General features: G+C 42.2%; 15 protein-coding genes. 2 read left to right on the forward strand and 13 right to left on the reverse strand.

What is annotated here, in order from left to right; genetic code table 11:
- Positions 1-74: 74 nt before the first annotated feature.
- From B4G94_RS14690 to B4G94_RS14710, 5 genes are all read right to left on the reverse strand, one after another.
- A complete protein-coding gene (locus B4G94_RS14690) occupies positions 75-1,274 on the reverse strand; it encodes a DUF4998 domain-containing protein (RefSeq protein ID WP_286859764.1) in 1,200 nt (399 codons plus the stop codon).
- A 24-nt stretch (positions 1,275-1,298) separates the two neighbouring features.
- Positions 1,299-2,480 carry a DUF4959 domain-containing protein gene (locus B4G94_RS14695; protein ID WP_286859766.1) on the reverse strand — a complete coding sequence of 394 codons (1,182 nt, stop codon included), beginning with the start codon at positions 2,478-2,480 and terminating at the stop codon, positions 1,299-1,301.
- Between the two features lie 59 nt (positions 2,481-2,539).
- A complete protein-coding gene (locus B4G94_RS14700) occupies positions 2,540-4,477 on the reverse strand; it encodes a RagB/SusD family nutrient uptake outer membrane protein (RefSeq protein WP_286859768.1) in 1,938 nt (645 codons plus the stop codon).
- Positions 4,478-4,501: 24 nt separating this feature from the next.
- Positions 4,502-7,675, reverse strand: coding sequence for a SusC/RagA family TonB-linked outer membrane protein (locus B4G94_RS14705; protein ID WP_286859770.1), 3,174 nt, complete (start codon positions 7,673-7,675; stop codon positions 4,502-4,504).
- 341 nt (positions 7,676-8,016) lie between these two features.
- A complete protein-coding gene (locus B4G94_RS14710; protein WP_108632869.1) occupies positions 8,017-8,322 on the reverse strand; it encodes a hypothetical protein in 306 nt (101 codons plus the stop codon).
- Positions 8,323-8,486: 164 nt separating this feature from the next.
- Here B4G94_RS14710 and B4G94_RS14715 point away from each other — a divergent pair, with 164 nt between their 5' ends.
- On the forward strand, positions 8,487-9,113 hold the full coding sequence (locus B4G94_RS14715) for a DKNYY domain-containing protein (RefSeq protein ID WP_286859772.1): 627 nt from the start codon (positions 8,487-8,489) through the stop codon (positions 9,111-9,113).
- A 1-nt stretch (position 9,114) separates the two neighbouring features.
- Here B4G94_RS14715 and B4G94_RS14720 read toward each other — a convergent pair whose 3' ends face one another.
- Positions 9,115-10,209 carry a hypothetical protein gene (locus tag B4G94_RS14720; RefSeq protein WP_286859774.1) on the reverse strand — a complete coding sequence of 365 codons (1,095 nt, stop codon included), beginning with the start codon at positions 10,207-10,209 and terminating at the stop codon, positions 9,115-9,117.
- A gap of 16 nt (positions 10,210-10,225) precedes the next feature.
- The gene (locus tag B4G94_RS14725) at positions 10,226-11,038 is read right to left on the reverse strand and encodes an RNA polymerase sigma factor (RefSeq protein ID WP_286859776.1); all 813 of its coding nucleotides are present in this window, start codon (positions 11,036-11,038) and stop codon (positions 10,226-10,228) included.
- A gap of 1,741 nt (positions 11,039-12,779) precedes the next feature.
- On the opposite strand from B4G94_RS14725, the gene B4G94_RS14730 reads away from it, so the two are divergent.
- Entirely contained in the window at positions 12,780-13,283 is a 504-nt protein-coding gene (locus B4G94_RS14730; protein ID WP_286859777.1) for a helix-turn-helix domain-containing protein, read from the forward strand.
- Positions 13,284-13,648: 365 nt separating this feature from the next.
- Here B4G94_RS14730 and B4G94_RS14735 read toward each other — a convergent pair whose 3' ends face one another.
- The 6 genes from B4G94_RS14735 to B4G94_RS14760 all read right to left on the reverse strand — a co-directional run bounded on the left by B4G94_RS14735 (position 13,649) and on the right by B4G94_RS14760 (position 24,138).
- A complete protein-coding gene (locus tag B4G94_RS14735; RefSeq protein ID WP_286859778.1) occupies positions 13,649-15,112 on the reverse strand; it encodes a polysaccharide lyase 6 family protein in 1,464 nt (487 codons plus the stop codon).
- 26 nt (positions 15,113-15,138) lie between these two features.
- A complete protein-coding gene (locus B4G94_RS14740) occupies positions 15,139-15,906 on the reverse strand; it encodes a hypothetical protein (RefSeq protein ID WP_286859779.1) in 768 nt (255 codons plus the stop codon).
- A 24-nt stretch (positions 15,907-15,930) separates the two neighbouring features.
- Entirely contained in the window at positions 15,931-17,475 is a 1,545-nt protein-coding gene (locus tag B4G94_RS14745) for a RagB/SusD family nutrient uptake outer membrane protein (protein WP_286859781.1), read from the reverse strand.
- Positions 17,476-17,487: 12 nt separating this feature from the next.
- Positions 17,488-20,586 carry a SusC/RagA family TonB-linked outer membrane protein gene (locus B4G94_RS14750; protein WP_286859782.1) on the reverse strand — a complete coding sequence of 1,033 codons (3,099 nt, stop codon included), beginning with the start codon at positions 20,584-20,586 and terminating at the stop codon, positions 17,488-17,490.
- A 273-nt stretch (positions 20,587-20,859) separates the two neighbouring features.
- Positions 20,860-22,995, reverse strand: a complete 2,136-nt coding sequence (locus B4G94_RS14755; RefSeq protein ID WP_286859783.1) for a TIM-barrel domain-containing protein — start codon at positions 22,993-22,995, stop codon at positions 20,860-20,862.
- Between the two features lie 6 nt (positions 22,996-23,001).
- Entirely contained in the window at positions 23,002-24,138 is a 1,137-nt protein-coding gene (locus tag B4G94_RS14760) for a glycoside hydrolase family 88/105 protein (protein WP_286859785.1), read from the reverse strand.
- Positions 24,139-24,181 lie beyond the last annotated feature (43 nt).

Here is a 24,181-nt window from a genome sequence, read left to right on the forward strand (position 1 = left end):
TTAATTTGATTGATTCGTTTTGATTCCGTTTTTCCATATGGAAATACCTAGCATATCACCACTTTTTTATACTATTACTGTCCATTCCAAAAACTGAGTTCACTCATATTACTCTGATTTGTATCACCGTTTGCATTATGTTTGACCCGAATTCTAATATACCTAACTGGTGGCGGATTTTTGATCAGTTCAAACTTTTTGGCAGCGCTTCCATCATCGGTTCTGACGGCATCCAATAACAGCGTCCATCCTTTCCGTATCGCTTCATCCTTCCAACCTGCATCGTTGGCGGGCAAAGTAGTAGCTGCATTACTAATATCTGCTATTCCCCAGACCTCAAATTGATCCGGATTATGGCAGCAATTTCGCCCTGTTTCCTCTAAAATACTTAGATTATTGTATATCTTACCCATATCGAAACTAATGGTATGTGGTAAAGGGACATTGCCTTGACTATGATATATATTCGGATATCCTTGCGGGCCTACGCTACCGTCCCACAGATTACGAAGGGGACTTTCTGCTAATGTGCCGACATCATTGGGTAGCGAAAGCTCCCTGAACAATGATTTATCACATAAAATATTAAAATAAATCGGTGGAAAAACCGCATCGGATGTGGTACTAAAAATATCTATTGCATTCCTTGTAGGTTTATAAAAGGATCTATACCTAATCTCCGTTCCCGGCTTATAATCATTTAAATGCAAAATACTATCTGTTGGAGCAAGATCGGCTTCTTTGATCGTATTCGCAGTAGTGGTATATTTAACTGTTGTCGTCACATTCACTGTATCCGGCTTATTAAAATTAAGTTCTACCTTTCCATTATCAAAAGCCACATACGGAACATCACCATTGTAAGGTCGATTCAACAGGCTCGCCTGATAAATGGGACCATATATTTTGGCATTTAACAGTTTCGGAACCGATTTATTTCCTTTCGCATCATACGAATAGATTGTAAATGTATATACCGCTTCTTCCAAATTTGTAATCGTCGCCGAGACACTGTCTTTTTTATCGGTTACGTCAACAACTACGGAATCTTTTTGATTATAAAAAATCACATATTTGACAATGCTTGGATCAGAACTTTTTTTCCAGGTCAATATTGTCCGCAGATTTCCGGGTTTTTCAATCACCTGACCAACCAGACCGGTATAAACAATTTCATGTCCCCCCAATAAGTCCCTGAAATCTGTCTGTTGTTTGCTACAACTTGCAAGCAATGCAAGTAAGCAACAGATTAAAGTAGTTAAATTATTTTTCATTGTTTGTTTCCTTGATAAATTCCACTATTCAGGTGTTCCATAAGGTGTTACCTCCATCAAATGCGCACCGGCCTCCCTTCCCCAGACCGTTGACACGGCTATTCGTAGATATTTAACTGGAGGAGCGCCAAATGGTACTCTAAAACTTACCCCTTGCTTGACAAAATCTTCATCTGCCGCAGTAGAATTGGCCGGTGCATTTCCAGATGGTGGTTCAGGAAAAACGAAATTCCCTAGATTTACCCAATTGCCAATGACCGTACCTTCATCTGCACGTACAGGTAACTTCACGTTATCCGGTATCGCCGCGTTAGTCCCCCACAAAGAAAACTCTTTAGGATTGGCATACTTATACGTATACTGCGATCCTGTTCTTTCAAACAACACAAAGCGACTCAGTTTGTATGTTTTTCCTATGCCAAAACTGCAGGAATAAGGAAGAGGCTCACCGAACTTTGTATGCCACCCGCTACCATCTGCCCGGCCATCCCACAGATTCTGCACCTGCCAATTAAAATCTATTGGCGTATCTGTGCTCAAATTCAGTGTGCTGAATTTATTTTTATCCATTGCCTCCTCAAACAATGGGGTCAGGGAAGTCTGTAATGTATCTGAAAGGTTTCCCCAACGGTCAGCAACATACACTGCAAATCTGCGTTCAACGGCATTAAATCCAAATACCGAATGATCTATTTTAGTGTTTTTAGTAACAAACTGGTCTTCGATTTCCATTAGGCCAGTATTCTTATTGAAACTTAACAAAACAATACTGATCTGCTTGCCCGAAGGGTTATTGCCTGTAATATTAACTCCGGAAAAATCTGGTGACAGCACAAGTGATGGACGAGTTTCGAGATAAGCGGGTATCTTGGGGTTTACGGTAACAGTAACAGGATCTGACATAATATTAGCTCTAGTTACGGTGTATAACGTAACCTCATAAGGTTGTTCTTTCGCAAATCCCTCCACAACTACCGTATCTTTATAATAAGAAGATTTAGTTTCCCGTACTAGATTGTCGTTCACCCGGTATTTGGCTAACACATATAATATGTTTGGCGAATTGGGGAGGTTATAGGTAATATTGGCTCCGCCAGTAAAGTTTTCAACCTTAACGTTACTAACAGGCAAAGGCTTGCTTGTATCTTCCGAAATAACAGCGTTAAAGCCGTTGTTTTTCTTACAGCTGCTTATAATAGATACCATTATAAGGAGAAATAAAGGAAGAGTATATTTTTTTATATTTATCATAACTAAGTTTACTATTACCACAAAGGATTCTGAACCAGATTATTATTTACAGGAAAATTATCCGAATTAATTGGCCACAAATAGTTCTTCGCACTAAATACCGGAACGAATAAGGTCAAAGGGCGATAATAATTGACGGATTGCTCATTGTATATATTCCAGCCTTGTATAGGCTTACTCATAACACCCTGCAATTCTTTCCAGCGACGCAAATCCCATCCCGGCACACATTCAAAGGCAAGTTCAATTCTTCGTTCCTGATGAATGATCTGACGTAGGCCAGATTGTGTCGTATATTTTGATGGGTTAGTAGACAAGGCGGGTGTATACGCGTCCTCGATAGCGGGTATATTGGCTCTGGCCCTGACAATATCAATGTAAGGCAATACTTCACTATAGTTTTTACCTTGTTCATTTAAAACCTCTGCATACATCAAATAGAGATCGGAAAGCCGCATCAACGGAAAATGAAAATTTTCATAAGTCATCTGGGTACCATACACCGTCAGATAATTCACCAACTTTTTGACCCAATACCCAGTGATATTGGTATGTGATTGATCTTTAGGTCCGGCATAACTTGTCGTTCCTTTCGCTTGCACATAAAATGCATTTGCAGGATTATTTAATTCACCGTTTCCATACCATACACCGCCATCAAAAGCTATCGCAGCATAGAACCGAGGCTCACGCTTGAAATGCGCTGCGACAGTTTCATAACCATTGTGTACATGATATTGATCGGTAGCTGTTGCTGTTTTCAGGGCATACCTATTCCTATAATCCCAAGTTTTGTCTTCCTCAATTGGGAGTCCATTCGCAGTATAAAATAGCTCCTGCTGAGCAATCGGAACAGAAAGCGTGCCTTGGGCGCTACTTAAATTGGTCGCTGAAGCAGCAGATAGACGTGGCATAAAACGTTCTTGTAGGCCAAACCCAAAGACAGGATTCAACCCCCATATTAATTCAGTGTTCAATTCCCATTTTTCAGTAATGGCCGTTTGCATGGTCAAAACATCCTTTAATTCTTTTGGAAGATTTGCGGGCATCGCTGCTGTTGGTGTGAACGTGTGCAAACGCAGACCATTGGCAAGGCAAGCATTGAGCGCTTCGGAACAGGCTTGGGCCGCACGGTCCCATTTGGTATTATCTTTTGCCTGATTAAACAGAGGTTGTCCGTCTTTATTGCTAAAGCCAATGTAATCAGGATTTCCATTAAATAATGGACTAGCAGCAGTTGTTAAAATCTGTGCTTTGACGGAAAGTGCTATAAGTCCTGTGATCCGCCCCAATTCCAGTTGTGGATTCTGGATCTGAATAGGCAGATTTGGAATAGCTTCATCAATTAAACGCACCATGTAGTTCACGACCGAATCTACTGGTGCCCGTTTCACTTTAACGTCTTCGATCGAACTATTTATAGGAAGGTTGGCATCAATAATAGGAATAGGTCCATACATTCTAAACAGGTAGAAATGATAATAAGCTTTCAGAAACTTCGTTTCCGCAATCCATCTTTTCTTTTCCGATTCGCCGAGGTCTATGGGCTTATCAATGTTCTCAAGCATCGTGTTGCAGCGTCTAATTGCTTTAAAAATAGCTTGCCCTCCCTCGGTGCCATCCCAGTAATTCAGCCCCGGTTTTCCCGCGTTCTGCGTACCTCTCATGATATTAAACCCTACGGGGTTAAGTCCTTGATTGTCATTTATTTCATTAGGTGCAGGATAGATTATCTCCCCGGAAGTAGAAAAACCAGCGTCCAGCCAAGGCGTATTCATCTGTTGTAGCGTTGAGTAGCAGGTGAACAGATAATTTTCAGCCTCGTTACGATTTCTAAAAGCGTAATCTATTGTACCGACATTGTCCGGTGTGACATTCAGGTACTTCTTACATGACACTGTCGAAATAATCAGGACAGCCATGTATAAAAATTTTGAATATGATGTCTTCATGTGTTGATTCATTATAATAAAGATTTATATACCCAGATTGATACCGAGGTTATATACTTTCTGTAGCGGATAGGCAAATCCATTTCCTCCCAGCTCGGGATCCCACATTTTAAAGGGACTCCAGGTCAATAGATTCAGTCCGCTAAAATAGACACGCAAATTCCTGATTTTAATCCTGTTAAGTAATTTTGTCGGGAATCTATAGCCAAACTCTAAGGATTTCATCCGGATAAAACTACCGTCACGCAGCCACCATGTGCTGTTTTGGCGGTTATTTTCTATCTCCGCACCATTTGTACCCAATCTTGGGTATAAGGCATATAAATTTTGGTTATCTTCAGACCAATGGTCATCTGCATATTGTTGGATCACCTGCGTATTTCCCGGTAACCAGGAGTCAGGACTTTTGATAAATGGGCTTGTCCGTGCCGGATCGATAACGAAAGACACCCGTGCCTGTCCCTGAAAAAATACGCTAAGATCAAAATTCTTATATCCTGAGGATAAACCGAAACCATACACGATCTCCGGTACGGTAGGGTTACCGAACCAGGTTTGATCCTTACCATCAACAACGCCATCCCCATTTAAGTCACGATATTTAATATCACCACCTCTCGGTGCAATTCCATTGCTACTGAAAATTTGAGTCGGTGAATTCTGTGCTTCTGTATCATCGACAAATAAGCGCTCGGCGATATAACCATAATTTCTATTTATTGCCACGCCGGTATGCAGTCTGTATTTTTCATTGTAATCAGGTTCTTCATACTGGGTATATTTGTTTTTGGCGAAAGTAAAATTTGCAATGGAGGAGATCCACAGGTCGTTGCTAAAGTTGTGTTTTCCGTCCAAGGAGAATTCAATTCCCTGAGACTCCACCTTTCCAATATTTGCGTTTATACCGGCCTCTAAACCCATTGTTGTCGGAATGTTAGCACGATCTTGGAGAATATCAGATTTATAGTTTTTATAGACCTCGGTAATCAGCTTAATATTTTTCAGGAAGGTGAGCTCCAATCCCAAATTGATCTGTCTCGAAATTTCCCATGTTACATCTCTATTTTCATAGTTATTGATTGTTACACCATTATGCGAGTAGCCATTATTTATTCCAAAGTATGCTGGATTGCCACCATTTAAGTTTACATCAGATAGATAGAAGAACCTTCGGTCACTAATTGCATCATTTCCGACCAAACCGTAGCTACCTCTTAGTTTCATTCGGTTGATGACATTGGAAAAATGGCCATAGAACTTTTCATCAGATATAATCCATGATGCCCCCATTGTCGGAAAGAACCCATATCTATGATTTTCCGAAAAGCGTTCAGAACCGTTATAACCGAAGTTGAACTCCAGGAAATACCTACTTTTGTAGGCATAGGTCGCACGTCCGGATAAGCCTAAATTTCGATAGGGCAGCGAGGTGAACAAAGTCTTCGCGTTCGCATTTAACTGCTGTTGTTGTGTTCCTATCAGCGCTGCACTAATGTTGTGATTTTCATTCAGATCAGCGGCATAGTCCAATACACCCTGTAGATATAAAAATGTATTGAGTGTGCTCGCTCCGGCATAATAATTCAAATATTCCCGCGCCTGGTCCGGTTTATTGTTTATCCAGTTCAAGGTATATTGGTTACTGGCTTTATCGTAGGACTTTACATTGTAAAAATAAGGTGCATAGGCCAGTTCGGACTCAAATCGCGCATACCTATTCGTGCTAAATATACTTCTGAAATTCAGACCTTTTGTAATAAAATCCAATTTTTGATTCAGCTCCAATTGGGCCAGCATTCTGGATTCCGAAAATCTTCTGTTACCCCGGAGTAAAGCAGCATAAGGGTTTATGTTCTTTACATCCGTCGAAGATGAAGGTAATGTACTCCCATCGGGCAAAACAGTTGCGTCGGTATTATTTCCAAAAAGGATATGTTGTACGCCAGCATTGGCAGCATCAGGTTCATAAAAGGCCGGAAAGTCCACTGGGCTAGTATGCATCGCAATATTATAGAGATCGGTAGCAAAAGAGGGATCATTGGTCATCGGCCCTCTATACTCATTGAAATTTCCAGAAAGACGAACAACGAGTTCCGTGCTTTTTGTCAGATCAATATTGACATTGGAACGGAGCTGATAGTTTTTAAAGCTCACGTTGTTATTGTTGTTATTTCTGATATCCGTCTTCAAAATTCCGGCATCGTTCGAATATGAACCTGCGATATAATAACGGGCGACGCCACCTCCACCAGAAACATTTAGATTTGCCCGCTCGGTACTTGTACGTTTTTTAAACAGCATATCCATCCAGTTTACCGCAGGATAGACAAATGGATTACTCCCTGGCGCTCCCTCCATGGAGGCCTGTGTATTCATAATTTTGTTGGGCGTATAAAGCGGTACCGCTGACGGGTTTCGTGTTAAAGTCGCTTCATTGTACAACTTCATATAGGTAATCGGATCGGCGAGCTGCAAATTTTTAACAGATTCCGAAGCGGAACGTTCTAACCTGACATCTATTTTGGCTCTCCCGCTCTTGCCCTCTTTTGTCTTTACTAGAATAACACCATTACCTCCCCGGGCACCATACAAAGCCGTAGAACTTGCATCTTTCAAAATCGAAAAACTTTCGATATCATCAACCTGCAACCGCGCCAGATCTGAACTGGTCATCTCTACGTTATCAATCAAAATTAAGGGATCCTTTTTATAGCCAAAGGTTGTAACACCGCGGATAAAAAAATTTGAATTGTCCTGTCCCGGTTGGCCACTTGGCTGAAAGGCAATTACGCCAGCAACTTTTCCCGCCAACGCATTGGTCAGATTACTAGCCGGCACTTTTAGATCACCCGGCCTAACGGAAGTAACAGCACCGACAATTGCTTCCCGTCGCTGCTTTTGACCCATTGCCGTGACAACAACTTCGCCAATTTCGTTGCTTGTCGACTTCATGTGTATTGTAACAGTAAGCTGATTAGGTTGCACTGTCAGGAATTGCTGCTGATACCCCACTATGGAAAATTTGAGCACATTTCCAGTTGAAACATCCAGTTGAAACTTTCCCTGTGCATCGGTCTTTGTCGCACCTGCCCTCCCCTCCGTGGCTACAATGCTCACACCGGCAATTCCCGCTCCCAAAGTATCAACAACAGTTCCGGAAAGCTTCCGAAGCTGTTCCTGAGCATATCCTTTAGTCATTGCCAAAGCAATGAAAAGTAGGAATAACCCAGCTTTTTTAATAAAGTTAATAGAATTCACAAACATAGATAAGATGGTTATTATTGGTTATTATACAAGGTTTAAAACAGAATAGTGGCTCCCTTAAAACAACTATTCTATACTACTCTATACTAGTTATTGGTCAAATGTATAAAATGTATTTATTCCCTCCAAATAATTTTTTAAATAAATTGAATAATGCGGAGCAATAACTCACTGAATTATAGCCACATTAAAACATATTAAAAAAACAAGAATCTATTCGATTGCGAATAAGTTAAGCGAAGGAGGTTAGGCGAGCAAAAAAAGGTAGGCCTAGCCTACCCTTTTGTCAATGAGTGGTGATATTTTAAGGTATTATTGAGCGAATGTGCAGTCTGTCGGGCATCGTCCTGGTAAGACGACAGATCCTCACAATTTCGAATGTCTGCCACATCCACTTTCTTTCTTACTTTGCTGATGACCTGATTTAGCTCTGATTTCCAGTTACCCGGATCGCCAAAATCGTCCATCCAATTTTTATTGATAAACTTTTTGTAGTTCAAAAGCAAAATATACAATTCCTCACCACTACCGGCGCGATTGATTGACGTGCGCCAGTTCTCTAATTTTTCTTTAAAACTCATAACCAGCAATATACAAAAAAATATGGACATTCCAAAATCGCTTCCTTTGAAATGGATGAATATTATTAAAAATTAAGCGATAGAATGATTAAACCTTCGGTGAATTATTTCGGTCATAAGGTAGAGGTTCAATATTAATATTATAATACAAAACAGAATAAATTATGGTCTTTATCAACTTAAAAAATATGCTTGTTATTTCCTTTGCATTGCTATGTATAATGGAGAAAAGTATTGCTCAACACATTGGGGATAATAAAAGACCTACGTCTCAGACGACCTTTCGGCACGACAGAGAAAATGATTATGTCAGCATAGGCAACCGGATTTTCTACAGGGATAACATGGTCAAAGATGTCGATGCAGGATCTTTCAAAGACCTAGGTAATGCTTATGCAAGAGACAACTGGAATGCCTATTATCGGGGCATTAAGATCAAGGATGTATCGCCACATTCATTCCAATCACTTGGTTGGGGATATGCCAAGGATAGTTGGAATGCCTATTATCGGGGTGTTAAAATTAAAGACGTCTCTGCGCCCAGCTTTAAAGTACTGGATGAGGGATACGCTAAAGATAGTTGGAATGTCTATTATAGAGGTAATCAAATAAAAGATGTATCCGCCCCAAGCTTTGTTCTTCTTGGCGACGGATACAGCAAGGATAGCTGGAAAGTCTATTATTTTGGTCGGGAGATAAAAGATGCAACTGCTTTTACATTTGAATATTTGGGCAAAGGTTATGCGAAGGATAGCTGGAATGAATATTATAGAGGAAAAAAATTAGAGTAATTTATTCGATAATAATGTTAATGCCGACCATCTTCGCTTTGTATTTAATCTTTTCGATAAGACCGTAGTAGCTCCAGTTTCGCAACAAGAATTCATCACCTTTGGCCATTTCCTCCTTATTGGATTGGTTGACCAGTAAGAGGGTACCCGCTTGTGCTTTCACACAAAGCTCAATTAATCTACGGCTATACAGGTGGAGTTTGGTATCTACGTAATTTTTCTCCTTTTCATTGTAGTGTTCCAAGCTTTTCATTTTCCGCTTACGTCCACGCCCACCTTTATCAAATGCGGCGGCCTTTTGCAAGCGATGTCGCGCTGCTTGGATAGCCATACGGCGGTAAGTAAATTCCTCTTTATTGCCGATCTGAAAAGACTCCTTACCGATAGTTACCGCTATGGGATGTTCGATGGAAAGTGACGCTTCGGCGATAACGTTATCCTTTAGTTCTTGGATTTTTTTTGGAAGCTCGAGTGCAAGAAGGAGAAAAATCTTGCCTTTGACAATTTTGATTGCGCTGCTACAGATTTTGATCTGCCCAACCAGTGCACGTTGGAGCAACACCTTTTTATCCGATCGGTCTTTACCGAGGTATGTCCGAAACGGTATTTTGAATAGTGTGAATTTAAAATCTCTATTATTCTCATCTTTATTCAAGTTAATTTGTCTACCAGAAAAGGGAATAGGCATATCCTTTTTATAATTGCGGAGCGATTTTTCACCTTTCCAGTATGAGAGGCGGTCCGCCTGAAAATATTTGATTAAGGCCGTGTTTATTTGGGACAAGATATCCGTTGGGATACGCCCTTTGAAATAGCTGGAAAGCAGGCGATAAGTTGTATTCATCCGTGAAGTATTCAATACACCTTCTGGATCTTTCGCCTGATCGGCCAGTTTGATTTTAACATCTTCTTGTAGGTAAATCAGATCTTTCAAGTTCTCCTGTACATATTGGTGGGTGATGACCATATTCGCACCACGGAAGACAAGATCCTGCCATTCAAAGAGCTGTTTAAAATACCCCGATCGTTTTTCTTTATCATCACAATCAACAAAAACCTGTATTTTGCGGGTCAATACCATTGTATCAGCTGCCATATCTTTTTATATTTAGTTATGCCGTTTTCTTAGCAGATTTAATTTTTGCATGAGCATTAATAAATAATGTGCGCACCTGCCCCCCGTCCAATTGTAAAGCTTCTGAAATCTTGTCAAAGGAATACTGCAATTCATAGCGCATGCGGAAGACCTCAGCCTCCTCTTCGGTCATTTCGTCATTTAATTTAAATTCGACAGGTTTAGCCATCAGCTGCATTTTCTCTTCACTATGAATGATGGAACGCAGGTATTCGATTGTTTTCTCCATATGTAGACCAACCTCATAATCTGAGATGTTCCCCATATAGTAAGCGATACGTTCATAGTTAAAACTATATTTTAGGCAAAGACGAATAAAGAGTTGTTGATCGCTGTTGAGATTAGGCAGAATGGCATTAATTTGATCCATCTTCTTTTTCTTCTCCAATTCCAGTTGTTCGATATAGAGCAGATCGGCTTCGCTTTCCTCTTCCAGTTCATAGCCCAGCATAAACTCCTGATAATCCTCGATGCTATCGAGACGGAGTAAGCTTCGGTGAAATCTATTGCGCGATTTTTGATAAAAAGCCTGAATGGCAGACTTTACCTGGACTTTCAGAAACTCAAAGACCTCCGATTCGGAATGCACATTTTCGCGGAACAGCCAAAGCCTGAGGAATGCTTCCTGCGCAATACTTTCGCCCGTACATTCATCATCGGTTGCGCGGTGCGCACGAAAAAAGAAATGTTCATAGAATTTTTGGTAGAAAAATTTAAGTCCCTTTTCATGACCATTGTGAAGGTGTTCAATGGCAGCTTTAATGTCCTTGTTTAGTAAAAGTAGTTTCATAATTCGTTTTTATGGTTAGCAATATATCAGCAACTTACCACGGCTCCGGCGGAACTTGACGGATTTTATGGAAACCGAAGCCGGGTAAGTGTAAATCGTTACATGGTTATAAAAACTTATTGGTATTGAGTTGGATTAGAGTTTTGAAGATTACAATAGTTTTGATGGCTATGGTATAGCGCTCTATCAGATTGTTTTTTCATAACTCGTATTGTATATACCCTACATTTTGAGATCATCAACATCGGACAGTTTATCTTAAGATTTCTAAACTCGTTGTGTATACCCTACTTTTTGAGATCATCAACATCTAGAGCAATTAAATTTATTATTAACCGCTGTATATACCCTACTTTTTGAGATCATCAACATCCTACCTTCTAGTATCGTAATAATAATCAATAACATAGCATCAATTTTAACCAACATCTTTATTAAAAAGGGTATTTAGTGAGTCGACTTTGCGCTCACCCTACGGCATAACAAGATGCCTCAATATATAATTTTGAAAATTTTTATACTTTTCAAGTACTATGCAAGCGAATCACGGTAGCAACCCATGTGTCAATAGCCTGTACCGTACTTTTTGAGATCATTAACATCGTTTAAATGATAATGAATGCAACGGGAAGGTTGTGTATATCCTATATTATGACATCATCAATTGTCGGCGCAAGACAATTACACGTGATTTGATTTATATATACCCTACTTTTTGATATAACCGACATCTGGAATAAATGACATTATAAATGTCTATAAGTTGCATATCCCCTACATTTTGAGATCATCAACATGTTGCGTCAACCGGTATCCGGAAAATTATACGCTGTATATACCCTACTTTTTGAGATAATCACCATCCTCAACGAAAAGTTTGACTAAATTTATGGTGATTGTCCATACCCTATATTTTTTGAATCGTCAACATCTCCTAAGGATGAGCAAATCGTAATCCATTAGTTGTAAACCCTGCATTTTGAGAGCATCAACATCATCTCATTCACAATGAGTTGAATTTTCCATGTTGTGTATACCCTAGATCTTGAGATTACCAACATCGCTCTTGAAGCATATGAATTTCTTCTAATGTTGTGTATCCCCTTCATTTCGACATCATCAACATCCTCCCCCAGCATCTCAATAAGAATCAAGGACATAGTATAGAATGTAACTCGACACTTTTTAAAAAAGGTATTCAGTGAGTCGCCATTGCGCTCACCCTACGGCATAACAAGATGCCTCTTATCATCATCAAACCGATCAGCAAAACATCCGATCAGCCTATATTTTTATATTCTCCTTTTTCAATACCAATAAGTCAAAGAACATCCCTCACGCAAAATAATTATGTTATTTTTGCGCAAAAACAGCTTTAAAATAAACTCAGTAAGGAGTCTATTTCAACGATTCAAATATTTTATTTTTTATTAATCCTATGCTTTGAATGGCAGTTACAAGTCAATAATAGGGGTTATCAACATAGGATGCTAGATACAAGTCTATAAAATTGAAATCAATTTTATTCTGGTGACTTTGCGATATTTTTAAAACTTAACTTTCTCATTCATTAGATTTTAGTCATAAACAACAGATTCAACCTTCTCTCCAAGACTGTTGTTGCCTCTCATATTTTTTATCGGCCCTCGTTGAAACAAATATAAAAACAAATATTTATTTGCGCAAATAAAATTAAAATTTATTTATTCTAAAAATGCGCAAATAAGTTTTCCATTTGTATATGGGAGATATTAATGAGCAAATACTTGAGGAAATTGGCGAGCAATTGCGTATTCAACGTGAGAAAATATACTACACCCTGAAAGATGTAGCCAATATGACGGGATTAACGACCAATACAATAGCGGCTGTTGAAAGAGGAAAAGGCGCCTCGCTGAACAACTTTATCCTGATCTGCCGTGCTTTGAAAATTCAACCACATACCATATTCAAAAAACAGATAGATTTAACACCGCTCTACAATATCCCGCCTGAGTCAAAGCGCCGCATCGAAATGACCAAAGAACTGGATGACCTTGTTTACAATTCCAATTTTTTCGAAATACCCCGCCGCGTTTCTGATATCATACGACAACTGAATGCCAACAAAGAACAAAGCAATAAATTTTCTGTGTATCTCAGCAGTTATTGTGAGGAAGGTACACTGGAATACGAAAAACATGGAAATTATAAAGAATACCGAAAAAAGCATTCTCCAAAACCTGTCAAAAAGTATAGTAAATGATCGGTTTCGCACAGTAAAATTGCGATCCAGTCTCATGGAAGTTTCGCGAAGTCCTATGACTGCTACAAACAAAGCAATGGAACTTTGATTTCCCCTCGTGGAAAAATGAAACAAACGCGTGTTTGTCTCATCTTCCCGGGTAACTGAACGAAAAACTCCCCTGANNTCAGGGGAGTTTTTCGTTCAGTCGATGGACTGTTTGATTTCCCCACGTGGAAAAACCGAACAGTCATCGGTTTGTTTCATACTTTTAGATGGGGAAAATGCAATGATGCAGCGCGGATTGACAAATCCATCCCGCAAAATCCACCAAGTTAAATTCCCTTGCACAAAGGAAAAAAGTGGGAGAAAATTTTTAGGATCATTTAAGGATTAATGACCAAACTATTCCCTAATCCCGTCATAAATCCCGGACCGATATTTTGCGCTTTCAGTAAATCCCGATGTTTAACGTCCAATTTTGGAGCACCAGCATCTGCTGCGGCCGCAAAAGGATAATTACCAACAAAAGCACCCAACACCGGACTGGTACTGGTGGGCTCATAGATTCCGTCAGTTGTCAATGTATAATGTGGATTCTGACGTGTAAAGCCCGCCGGAAGCTGTTGGCTCGTCGGCACGTCATAGACGATATTTCCCTGATAGGTAAAGTTAACGGGTTGATCTGTGAAGGTCAGCATGGTTGAAGTCGCCGCTTGCGACACCACATTATTGGCAATATGTCCATCTGTCGGTGGCAAGGTACGGCTACTCCCCCCTTTCCCCGAACCGATATCAAATGACTGTTTACATTTAATCATAGTATTGGCCACCACCTTTGCACGTTTTACTTGATAGTAACCGCTTAATGGTGAATTAGGTACCCCGTCCATTAAAACCAAGGGTGCTTTTTGTCCCGTTCCCGCCATATGCTGAAAATAATTATTATAAACAATATGATCCTCGCCGATGATACGGATTCCGCCGGCGGAGCTAATCCCGTTACCGACAAAATAGTTTCCATAGACGGCAGAACCGTTTCCATGTCTCAGGCACAATGTCCCTTGACTCTCGTGGAAGAAATTATTGCGAATGGTATCAGCTCCCATTTTGTTTGAGATAATTTCCATCTCACCATTGCAACGCTGAAAGATATTATCCTCAATCGTCGTATAGGCATTGGTCATGGACCAGTCACTCGTTCCGATACGGATAGTTTCGCCGCCATTATTGGGCAGTTCCGCCCGCTCCCCAAAAAAATTATGGTCTATCCGGTGCTTCATGGTTTTGTTTGTTCCCCAGACCACCATCGTAGGGCCCTGATGGGATTTTCCTTTGAGATAGCAATGGTCAACACGGTGATTAGAGCCATTGATCGAAACCCAGCGGTAGTCCGTTGTTGCCGTAGGTGGATTATAATCCACGATAGCACTATTTGTTAACCGGCAATTCGATGAAGATGAGGTGAAATCAACGACATTTTTGCCTGATGTATATCCGTTCTGGAAAACCAGCCCGCTAACCACAAGCCATTTTCCCGTAATACTAACGGAAGACATACCTTTCAGAATCACTGTGCCGGGTTGTTCAGCCATCAGCACGATAGGCTGCAGACTTGTCCCCTGGGCGGCAAAGGTCAATTCCTGGTCTGTCCATTGCCCCGATTTCATAATCACCGTATCACCCGGCTGCAGACTTAGGGCCTGCAGATCGGCCGCAGATTGAATGGTATGACATTGCACACAGGCGACACCATTTAATTGCATGTTGATCATAGCCGGTTTCTCACAGCTGCTCCCGATCACCAATAAGAGTGAGAGCGAAGCAAATACCATTTTTTTTGCGTTCATATTTAAGTTTATCGAAGGTCTTTAATTTACTGTAAGGAAATAAAAGGATAGACAGTGGTGTTTCCCTTTACTCCGTAAACATGCACCACACCGTTCGTGACCCCATATCCCCCCGATCTATTGGTTGTTTTATTATTAATCTGAATCGGAGCCAGATCACTATTGTTCACCAGCTTTAAATACATCGCTCCCTCCTGATCAAAACCTTTCCCCTCATTCAGGTAGCCCAGCAGCGATCCTTTACTGGCAACAGTATTTGCCGGCAATAAAGTTTTTGCCTTCACATTGTCGATGCTCAGATCAGCGAAGTTATATTTCCCTTGCAAGATGAGATAAAGAAAATAATTCCGTACGTCCTCTTTGCTATAATCTTCCCATTTCACCGCAGGTTTGGTCAGTGGCTTTCCGGTTCCATCTACTCCTGTCACGATAGGAAAATCTAAAAAGAGTCCACCCGTTACCTTTTTTGTCTTCACATCCCAGATTTTAATGGCATCATTGTGCAAAAAAATAAATGTTCGATCTGCTTTTTCCAGTTCATTCAGATCAATGCCGGCGTATTCCAAACCCATGCGCATCCATTTGAAGGCGGTATCTGTTGGATTTTCAGGGGTTCCATAGGAACGGTTTTCTAAAAACTTCCTCGCGCTAATGCCAATATTAGGATCGAGCGTTTTATGTTCATAATCGTAATTTTCCTGCAATTCCATATCAAAAAGGGAACAGCCAGTTGTCAGTAAAGTCAGGAGCATCACTCCGACTTGTATCCACTTGATGTTAAAATTTCTTTTCATAATTTCCTTTTCTAAATTCCCGCATTAATCTGTGTACCCCGGATTTTGAACCAACAAACTATTGGAGTTCAAAACATTTCTATTCAATGGCCAGTAAGCTCGATTTTTAGGGTCCAAGAATCCCGGCATTTCCAGGTTTCCGGCATCCTCTTGTCTACGTTTCAGAATAGGGTCCATCACGACCTTGACACGGTTTGTTCTGACCAGGTCGAACCATCTTTTCCCTTCTCCGAAAAGCTCCAGCTGCCGCTCGTTCAGAATTGCGGTTTCCAGTGCATAAGGGGTTGCCAATTCGGGTGCACTCACATCATATGCTGGAAGCTGAGCACGTTTGCGCACAAAATTCAAGTATTTAATGGCTTTTTCCCTGTCGCCCCTTGCATTCAGGGCTTCGGCATACAGTAGATAAATGTCACTCAGGCGGTACATGGTCAGATAGACCGGAAGCAATTGATTTGTTGCAGGCCAGGGATCCGCTTTGGTTGGATTTGCTTCTGTCGGATACCATTTAATAAATCGATCCCGCTTATTGCTTGGCATACCGAAATAAACATCCAAGGTCTGTTTTGGCCGAATATCCGGACTTGGTGTACTTGTTGTCTGTGGCAGAAACCAGCTGGTCCAGATCCCTTCATCCACAATCACCTGTTTGTTATTTGATGTCCAGGAAGTTTGCATGCAGGCACAGCCATTTTTCAGGTAATCCCAATGGATACTCCAAATGGTCTCTTTGCTGGAAGATGGATTTGTAAAGATGGTTTTCCAGGTCGCTGCATCCTGTAGATTGGTTTCATTTAAACCAGCATAAGTAACATTGGTCGGTGACTTTGCCAGGAATAATTTCTCTATCCACTTGATCGCATTTTCATGATCTCCCTGCCACATATATACATCGGCCATAATCGCACATATTCCAGCCTCACCGATTGTCCACAAGGGGCTTCTGGCGTCTTTGGTGATTAATGAATAGGCTTTTTCCAGATCTGGAATAATTACGTCTTTTAGGAGTTTCTCCTTCGGTTCACGCGCTCTTTCAGCAGGTTGCTGCACATCTTCGTAGGGTTCTAACCAGACCGGTGCGTCACCCCAGACACGAACAACATAAAAGTAAGACATGGCGCGAAGCGCATAGCTCTGGGCCAAATAATCATTTTGCATAGCCATTGTTATCCGACTATCCAACTGTGCCGCCTGCGGGATATATTTGATGTTGTTATTCGCCCGCCCAATGGTTGTATACAGGCCACTCCAATCTGAAAAATCATTCGAAGGAGTGATACTGTTCAACACAATTTCATCGACATAGTCCTTGGTATAACTAATAAAGCGATCGAAATTATCGGACCGATATTCTCCCCAGTAAAGATATTTCTCGGTATACTGTTCCTTCCCGACCATTTCCAGCTGAAAAGCACTATACATGCCGGCCATTGCAGCCTGTACATCGTACATATTTTTGTAGTGCTGATCCAATGTCCCGTCTGCAAGTGGCTTTTCGTCAAGGAATTTGTTACAGCCACCCAAGGTGCCTAAAAAAAGTAATGCTGCTAAAATTTTTATTTTGTACATAATTGAAATCTTCTAAAAATTAACATTTACACCGAAACCAAACTCTCTCCTTCTTGGATAACGGCCATCGTCCTCGCCCGGTGTCAACGGATTCGTTGTGCTGAATTCAGGGTCATAGCCTCTATAATTCGTCCAGGTCAATAGGTTTGTTCCATAGATATAGGTTGTAAGGCCTTTCATTTTCAATTTATTGGCCAAATTTGGGCTAAACGTATAGGCCAGACGTGCACTGGCAAGTCGAATAAACGAAGCATCTTCGATGTACAGACTGTTTTGGTTCGTCTTCATATTTCCACGGTTATTTCTTTCAGGGTAGTAAGGATACTTGGCCTCATCCCCCGGTTTCCGCCATACATTGTATACCATATCCGGTGACCCCGCTCCGGTATTTGAAGGATAGTTCTGGCGTTGCAATAAAGCATTATACACTTCTCCACCGATGGCCCCATTGAACAGCACATTTAAAGAAAAGCGTTTGTAGGTAAATGTCTGCATAAAACCAAAGTAGAAATCAGGGGTAGGATTTCCCAGGATCATGCGGTCATCGTCATTGATCAAGCTATCGCGTTTGTTGTTGAACCACTCGGCATCGCCCCCCTTCAGCTTGCCGTCGGGAGCATACAGATGATGCACCGGGCCCTCGTAATTTTGACCGTCTGATGTATAAACAGGTTTACCGTCACGATACAATGGCTTCCCCTGGTCATCAAGTACGAGGGTCAGTTTATCCCAGTTGTCGTTATAGGCATTGGACTCATCCCAAGCATATACACCGAGATTACGCCATCCGTAAAAATTACCGATGCGTCCTCCCTCTTCGAGATACCATTTATTCCCCGGAAAGAAGGGAATACCGTCGGCGAGTTTCACGACCTTGCCACGCTCAAAGGAGATGTTTCCATTGATTTCCCAGGTAAAATTCGATTGAACGATCGGTCGGGCATTAACGACAAACTCCATTCCGCGGGTCCGGATTGATCCCACATTTACCTGTAGTTTTGTGTATCCGGTTTCTTTTGGCAATTCCCTTGGATATAAGAGATCCGTGGTTGTCTTCACATAGTAGTCCGCCGTAAAGCCCAATCTTCCATTAAGAAAGGTAAGATCCAAGCCCACATTGTTCTGCGTGGTCATTTCCCATTTGATCAAATAATTACCTAATGTCGGCGTCATTGAAGCTCCCCCCACACCATTATAATTTCCACCAAATGCTACTTTGGCGTAAGATTCGTAATCCCCTATTTTATCATTTCCTAGCTGTCCAAAACTATATCTGAGTTTAGCATCCTGTAATGCCGGTTTAGCCCATTTCATAAAATTTTCGTCCGAAAAACGCCAAGCTGCAGATCCCGAGAAAAAATTCCCCCATTTGTTGCTCGGTCCAAATCGTGAGGAACCATCTCTTCGATATGAAGCTTGCAGGAGGTAACGGCTTTTATAGTTGTAGCCAATTCTGCTGAATAACGAGGCTGTTGCATTTGCAGTCGCCGATGTATAGGTCTTCGATGAGGTCAGATAGTCCGGAAATGTGACCAGGACCTCCTCGTTTACACTGTTCAGATATTCAGAATGGAAGCGATCGAAACGTCTACGATCGGCACTGAATCCCAGCAGGGCATATACGTTATGGTCCTGTGCGAATGTTTTGTTATAATTGGCAAATGCCTGGAATTCCCAGGAGAAAGTCTTGGTAAATTCATTCGATCCATTGTTCTGATCTTTATTGGCCGATAGAAAACGAGGCGAAAAACCTGTATTTTGCAAGTTATCCAACCGCGCATTGAACAAAGTCGTCAATTTGAGATCATTCGTCAACTGATAGTCCAATTGGTTATTAAATTGACCAGAATAGGTTTCGTCAATATTTTGTTCATACAATGCATTGGCGACCGGATTTCGTTTAGATCCAACATAACTCGTCAATGATCCGTCAGGATAATAGATCAGCGAATAGGCCGGCCTGTCCATAACGACACGCACCGTATTGGCAATTGGAATGCTATTGCCTTTTTGCCAGGCAAAGGAGATATTGTTGGAGTATCTCAGTTTCGATGAGGCCTGATACTCCACATTGATCCGCGACTGCAAACGCTTTGCATAGCTATTCAGGATAATGGACTTATCATCCAGATAATTTAAACTGCTGTAATAACGAAGATTTTTTTGGCCACCACCTATACTCAACTTGATCTCTTTCTTTTGCGCAAGATTGCCGAGAAGCAATTTTTGAAGATCATTATCCGCATTAAAGCTTGGATTTAGCGAGTCTATATTGCTATTTTGTCCTTGTATATTTCTAAACTCGCGCACTTCAGCCGAATTACTCACCGGAATATAGTGTGCCAGACGGCCAAACAGGTGGTTGTAATTGACGTTAATCAGCGGTTTTCCTTCTGCACCACGCTTGGTTGTGATCAAAATAACACCATTTGCTGCGCGCGATCCATAGATTGAGGCAGATGCAGCATCTTTTAACACTTCGATATTTTCGATATCCGTAGGGTTAATGTTTGCGCCATCCGGATTGATAACACCGTCGACCAGATACAAAGGCCCGTTACCACCGTTTAACGTTGAGGTTCCCCGCACCTGTATGGAGCCTGTTGCCCCCGGAGCACCACCACCATCGTTAACGATCAGTACGCCGGCAGCTTGTCCCTGTAAGGCATCAAATAGATTAATGGGTTGTCTTTCCTGAATTTTTTTTGCGCTGACAGAAGATATTGCCCCGGTTAGGTCTCGTTTTTTGGCGACGCTACCATAGCCGGTCACTACAATCTCATCCAGCGCATTATCGCTTTCGACCAACTGTACATCAATCTGTCGCTGGCTGCTAATGGCCCGTTCCTCCTCTTTCATGCCGACCTGACTAAATACGAGGATATTCGTAGGAGCAGCCTCAAGCTGATACTTCCCGGCGGCATCTGTGCTCGTTCCCTGACTCTTTCCTTTAATACGGACGCTCACCCCTTGTAGCGCATCGCCTTTACTGTTGCTCACTTTGCCTGAAATCCGGATATTCTGCTGGGCAAAGAGCGGTAAGCCCATACTGCCCATTAGTAAAAATAGGCAGAGTACAAAGCACCCCATTTTTGTGATACTTTTCATCATAAGTTAGATTTTTATTAATTGGTTATTTACTATACTATGGAATTCGGACCATCATGCTCCCATTTCGTCCCGGCTTCGCTATTGACCGAAGCTAATGACAGACTAACCCGTATTTCCTTATTTGGTTATTGTTTATAATTCGTTATTACCCAAATATCGGGTACTTCCTCTTGTCAAAGGGGGTAAATTCTGTTCTTTTTAGCAGTAAAAAATGGTCATTTTATCCCAAAAAGCACCTGATTCCACCATCAGTGACAAGCGGTTTTACTATTCCTATTTTGTCATAAATTCAAATTGAACCCTTCCAAACGTATTTGGTTTTCCTTGCTGCGGTTTGGATATTTCGCCACTCAGACTCCCTTTTTCATTTTTTTTGACCAACACCCTACGCCAGGCATAGCTTCCTTTTTCATAGTCAAAGCTCACACCATCATCATCATACAGCCGATAGCTTCCCTCTTTCTCCCCGTAATGACGGATGGTCAAATCAACCTTTTCATTTGAAAGTGGTGCATGTAAACGGCTGCCCATCATGGGTATAATACCACCATCTTTGACGTAGACCGGTATGCGGTCCATATCCGGCGAGGCTACGATCTCTTCTCCATTACCCGCGTATTTTCCAGTATAGAAATCATACCAATTACCTTTTGGCAACAACACTTTTCGGGATGACTCTCCAGCGAATAAGGGCGCGACCAGTATATATTCACCACACATATACTGATCCTTGACTTCCCTGCTGACGGCTTCGAGATATGGATTTGTTTCCAGATCCTGATTGCCCAGCACCGCCTTGGACTGCCCCTGGAAACCTTCCTCCAATACCATCGCCCGGAAAGGAGGCGTACCCTCAAAGTGATACTTTGCAAATTCGGAATATAAATACGGCATCAGCTCCATCCGCAATTGTGCATAATATTTCACCTGATCGGCGACTTCGGGAAAAGACCAGGGTTTTGTCCCACTGGACCAGGCATTGATCATGGCCATTGGCGAAAAGACAACGGACTGAAAGCGACGTAGCCACTCCTGCCCTGTTTTCGATCCCCGCACTTCCGGCGTCCACAGTACACCGCAAAATCCGCTATTGACCAGTGCCGTGATAAAATCCTGATGACTGTAATAATCATTGTAGATAACATAGGGCAAATTATTGGCTCCGGCATTCGATGCGCGTACCAGTCCATAGGTGCGCTTATTCAGACTTCTATACAGACTATCGGTTAATTTCTGCGCGAGTACACCATAGGTCTGCCGCATCTGGATACCACTAATACCCGATGGAAATTTGGCCATATCGGGCCAAAGATAATAATCGTAACCATCGACTTCATCCATTTTATAACCACTGACGCCAATGTTGAGCTGCGCATCCATGAATTGTTTAGCCAGGATTTTTTTGGCTTCGGGATGATTCAAATCTGGTACCGTACCATTCCACACCGTATGGGAGCCCGTATAAGGTTCGATCGCCTTACTGATCCCGGCTTCGGGTGAGATATACGGATTTGTCCAAAGATTTAGACGGATTCCCTTGGCGGTCAATTTCCTGATCAAAGCAGCGGGATCCGGAAAACGCCCTTTATCCCATTCAAACGTGCATGGATAGGCCCGCGACTGCCATCCGGGTTCAAGACCAATGAAATCAAGCGGAAAACCATGCTCTTCAAATTGGTCGGCTTCATGGAGTACCTCTTCGGCCGTATAGAGTTTTTGTACCCGCTGCGTAAATCCCAGTCCCCATCGTGGAGGCAATGTACCACCGCCACAGAATAGATTATACCGTTTGATTGCATCCAAGGGATTGATACCTGCAAAGACGTAGATCTCTACACCTGCTGCCGGGATATAGATCTCCACCGCATCCGAATAAGGACGCGAGTTCCAGCTTTTATCGGTATTGCGATCCTTGGCCTCTGCCGGCTCCTTGGCGTCTTTACGAACAGCAGTCCCCACGTAGTAGGTCAGATACTGTGCGGAATTAACAAGTATACCATAGCCCTTGGAGGAGACATAGAAAGGAACGGGTGCGTGTGTGCGTCCGTTGTCCTTGCCGCCATAATGGTCCACATGCAGGTTAAGTATCTTGCCGCGCTGGTGAACAGTCTGAAAATTCAGCCCCAGACCATAGATCTGTTCATTTTTTGTCAATGGCATCCGCACATAGGTTTTCCCGTCAATCAGTTCGGCATGAACCTCCATTTTCGGCAGCGGGAAGTCCGTTGACTGCAGCTGTTCCAGTGTCGAAGCGCGCGGTTCAATACCCGCAGCACCCAGCAGGGTGTATTTTTCAGGTTGACCAAAGGTGCCCTTCCATACACCGGGGTATTGTTCTTTCCATTGGATAGGCTGTGCCTTTACATGACTACAGAGCAACAGCAACAGGATAATCAGGATTTTTTCCATAATGGGTTATTTTTTTAACAGGGCATATATGCACCAGAGTATTGGCGCCTGCCCATGCATATCACCTGTTTTTTGTTTTCGATCCAGGTAGTACTGATAATCATTTTTTCGGTTTGTCCCTTCACAGACATTGGCAATATCCCCTTCCTTATTGATATACCCGACCAGCGCCAACCAAGCCTTACGTGCGATTGGCGTATATTCACTGGCATCAAGCCAGCCGTTCCGCACGCCTGTGATCAGCGCATAGGTAAACATGGCCGAACCCGAAGTTTCTACCCAGGATTCCGGTTTATCGATCAGTTGCCCCCACAAGCCATCTTCACGTTGATATTTTTTGAGGCTGGCCATCATTTTTTTGTAAGAGGCCAAAATGGCAGGTCTATTGAGGTTATCCTTGGGCAAAGCAGATAGCAATTCGCTCATCCCGGCTGCCATCCAGCCATTTCCCCTACCCCAAAAGAAAGGGGCATCCGGGGCATGATAGAAAAGGCCGTTTTCTTTTTGAATGGTATCGAGGTAGACAAGCATTTCATGTGCTGCACGATCAATGTACTTACGCTCCCCGGTCACCTGAAATGCTTTGGACTGCAGCATGGTGATCATGTACATGTCATCTATCCAATAGCGTGTCTGCCAGGTCAGCCCCTTGTCCAGAAACTTTTGGTAGGAATCTTTCACCGTTTGGGGCGAATCAATAGGAATACTCCATTGCGCATCGGCAAAACGCATTCCCATCTTGCGAAAAGTTTTGTTTTTTGTCTGCCGGAAAAGTTCAAGGGGAACCGTTCCAAATACCGCGAAATCCACATGCCAAGGTCGCGGCACCAGATGCTTCTCGGTATCAAAAAAAGGCATAAAGCGTTGTGTCAGCTTATCGAGCAGCGCTTTGTCCTGAGAGATTTCCGCAAACTTCAATGCCCCATACCAGGTACATACTTCAGGATAAGTAATGGATTTGGGCGGTGCCGGCGGTTTAAAGCTGTTATGTGGACTTTCGACAAAACGCTGCGCGACCAAACGGCCAACGGTCATGGGATTGGCCGCTTCGGGCCAGTTTTTTAAATCTATGTTCTGTGCCGGAGCATATAGTGCCAAAGACACAGCAATACCCGAAAGTATCGACCTCATAAAAGTTATCATCAGCTGGGTTTATATTTAGTTATTATACCAAATATCGTTATGC

Source organism: Sphingobacterium sp. UBA7625 (assembly GCF_002484085.1).
Classification (GTDB): Bacteria; Bacteroidota; Bacteroidia; order Sphingobacteriales; family Sphingobacteriaceae; genus Sphingobacterium; species Sphingobacterium athyrii.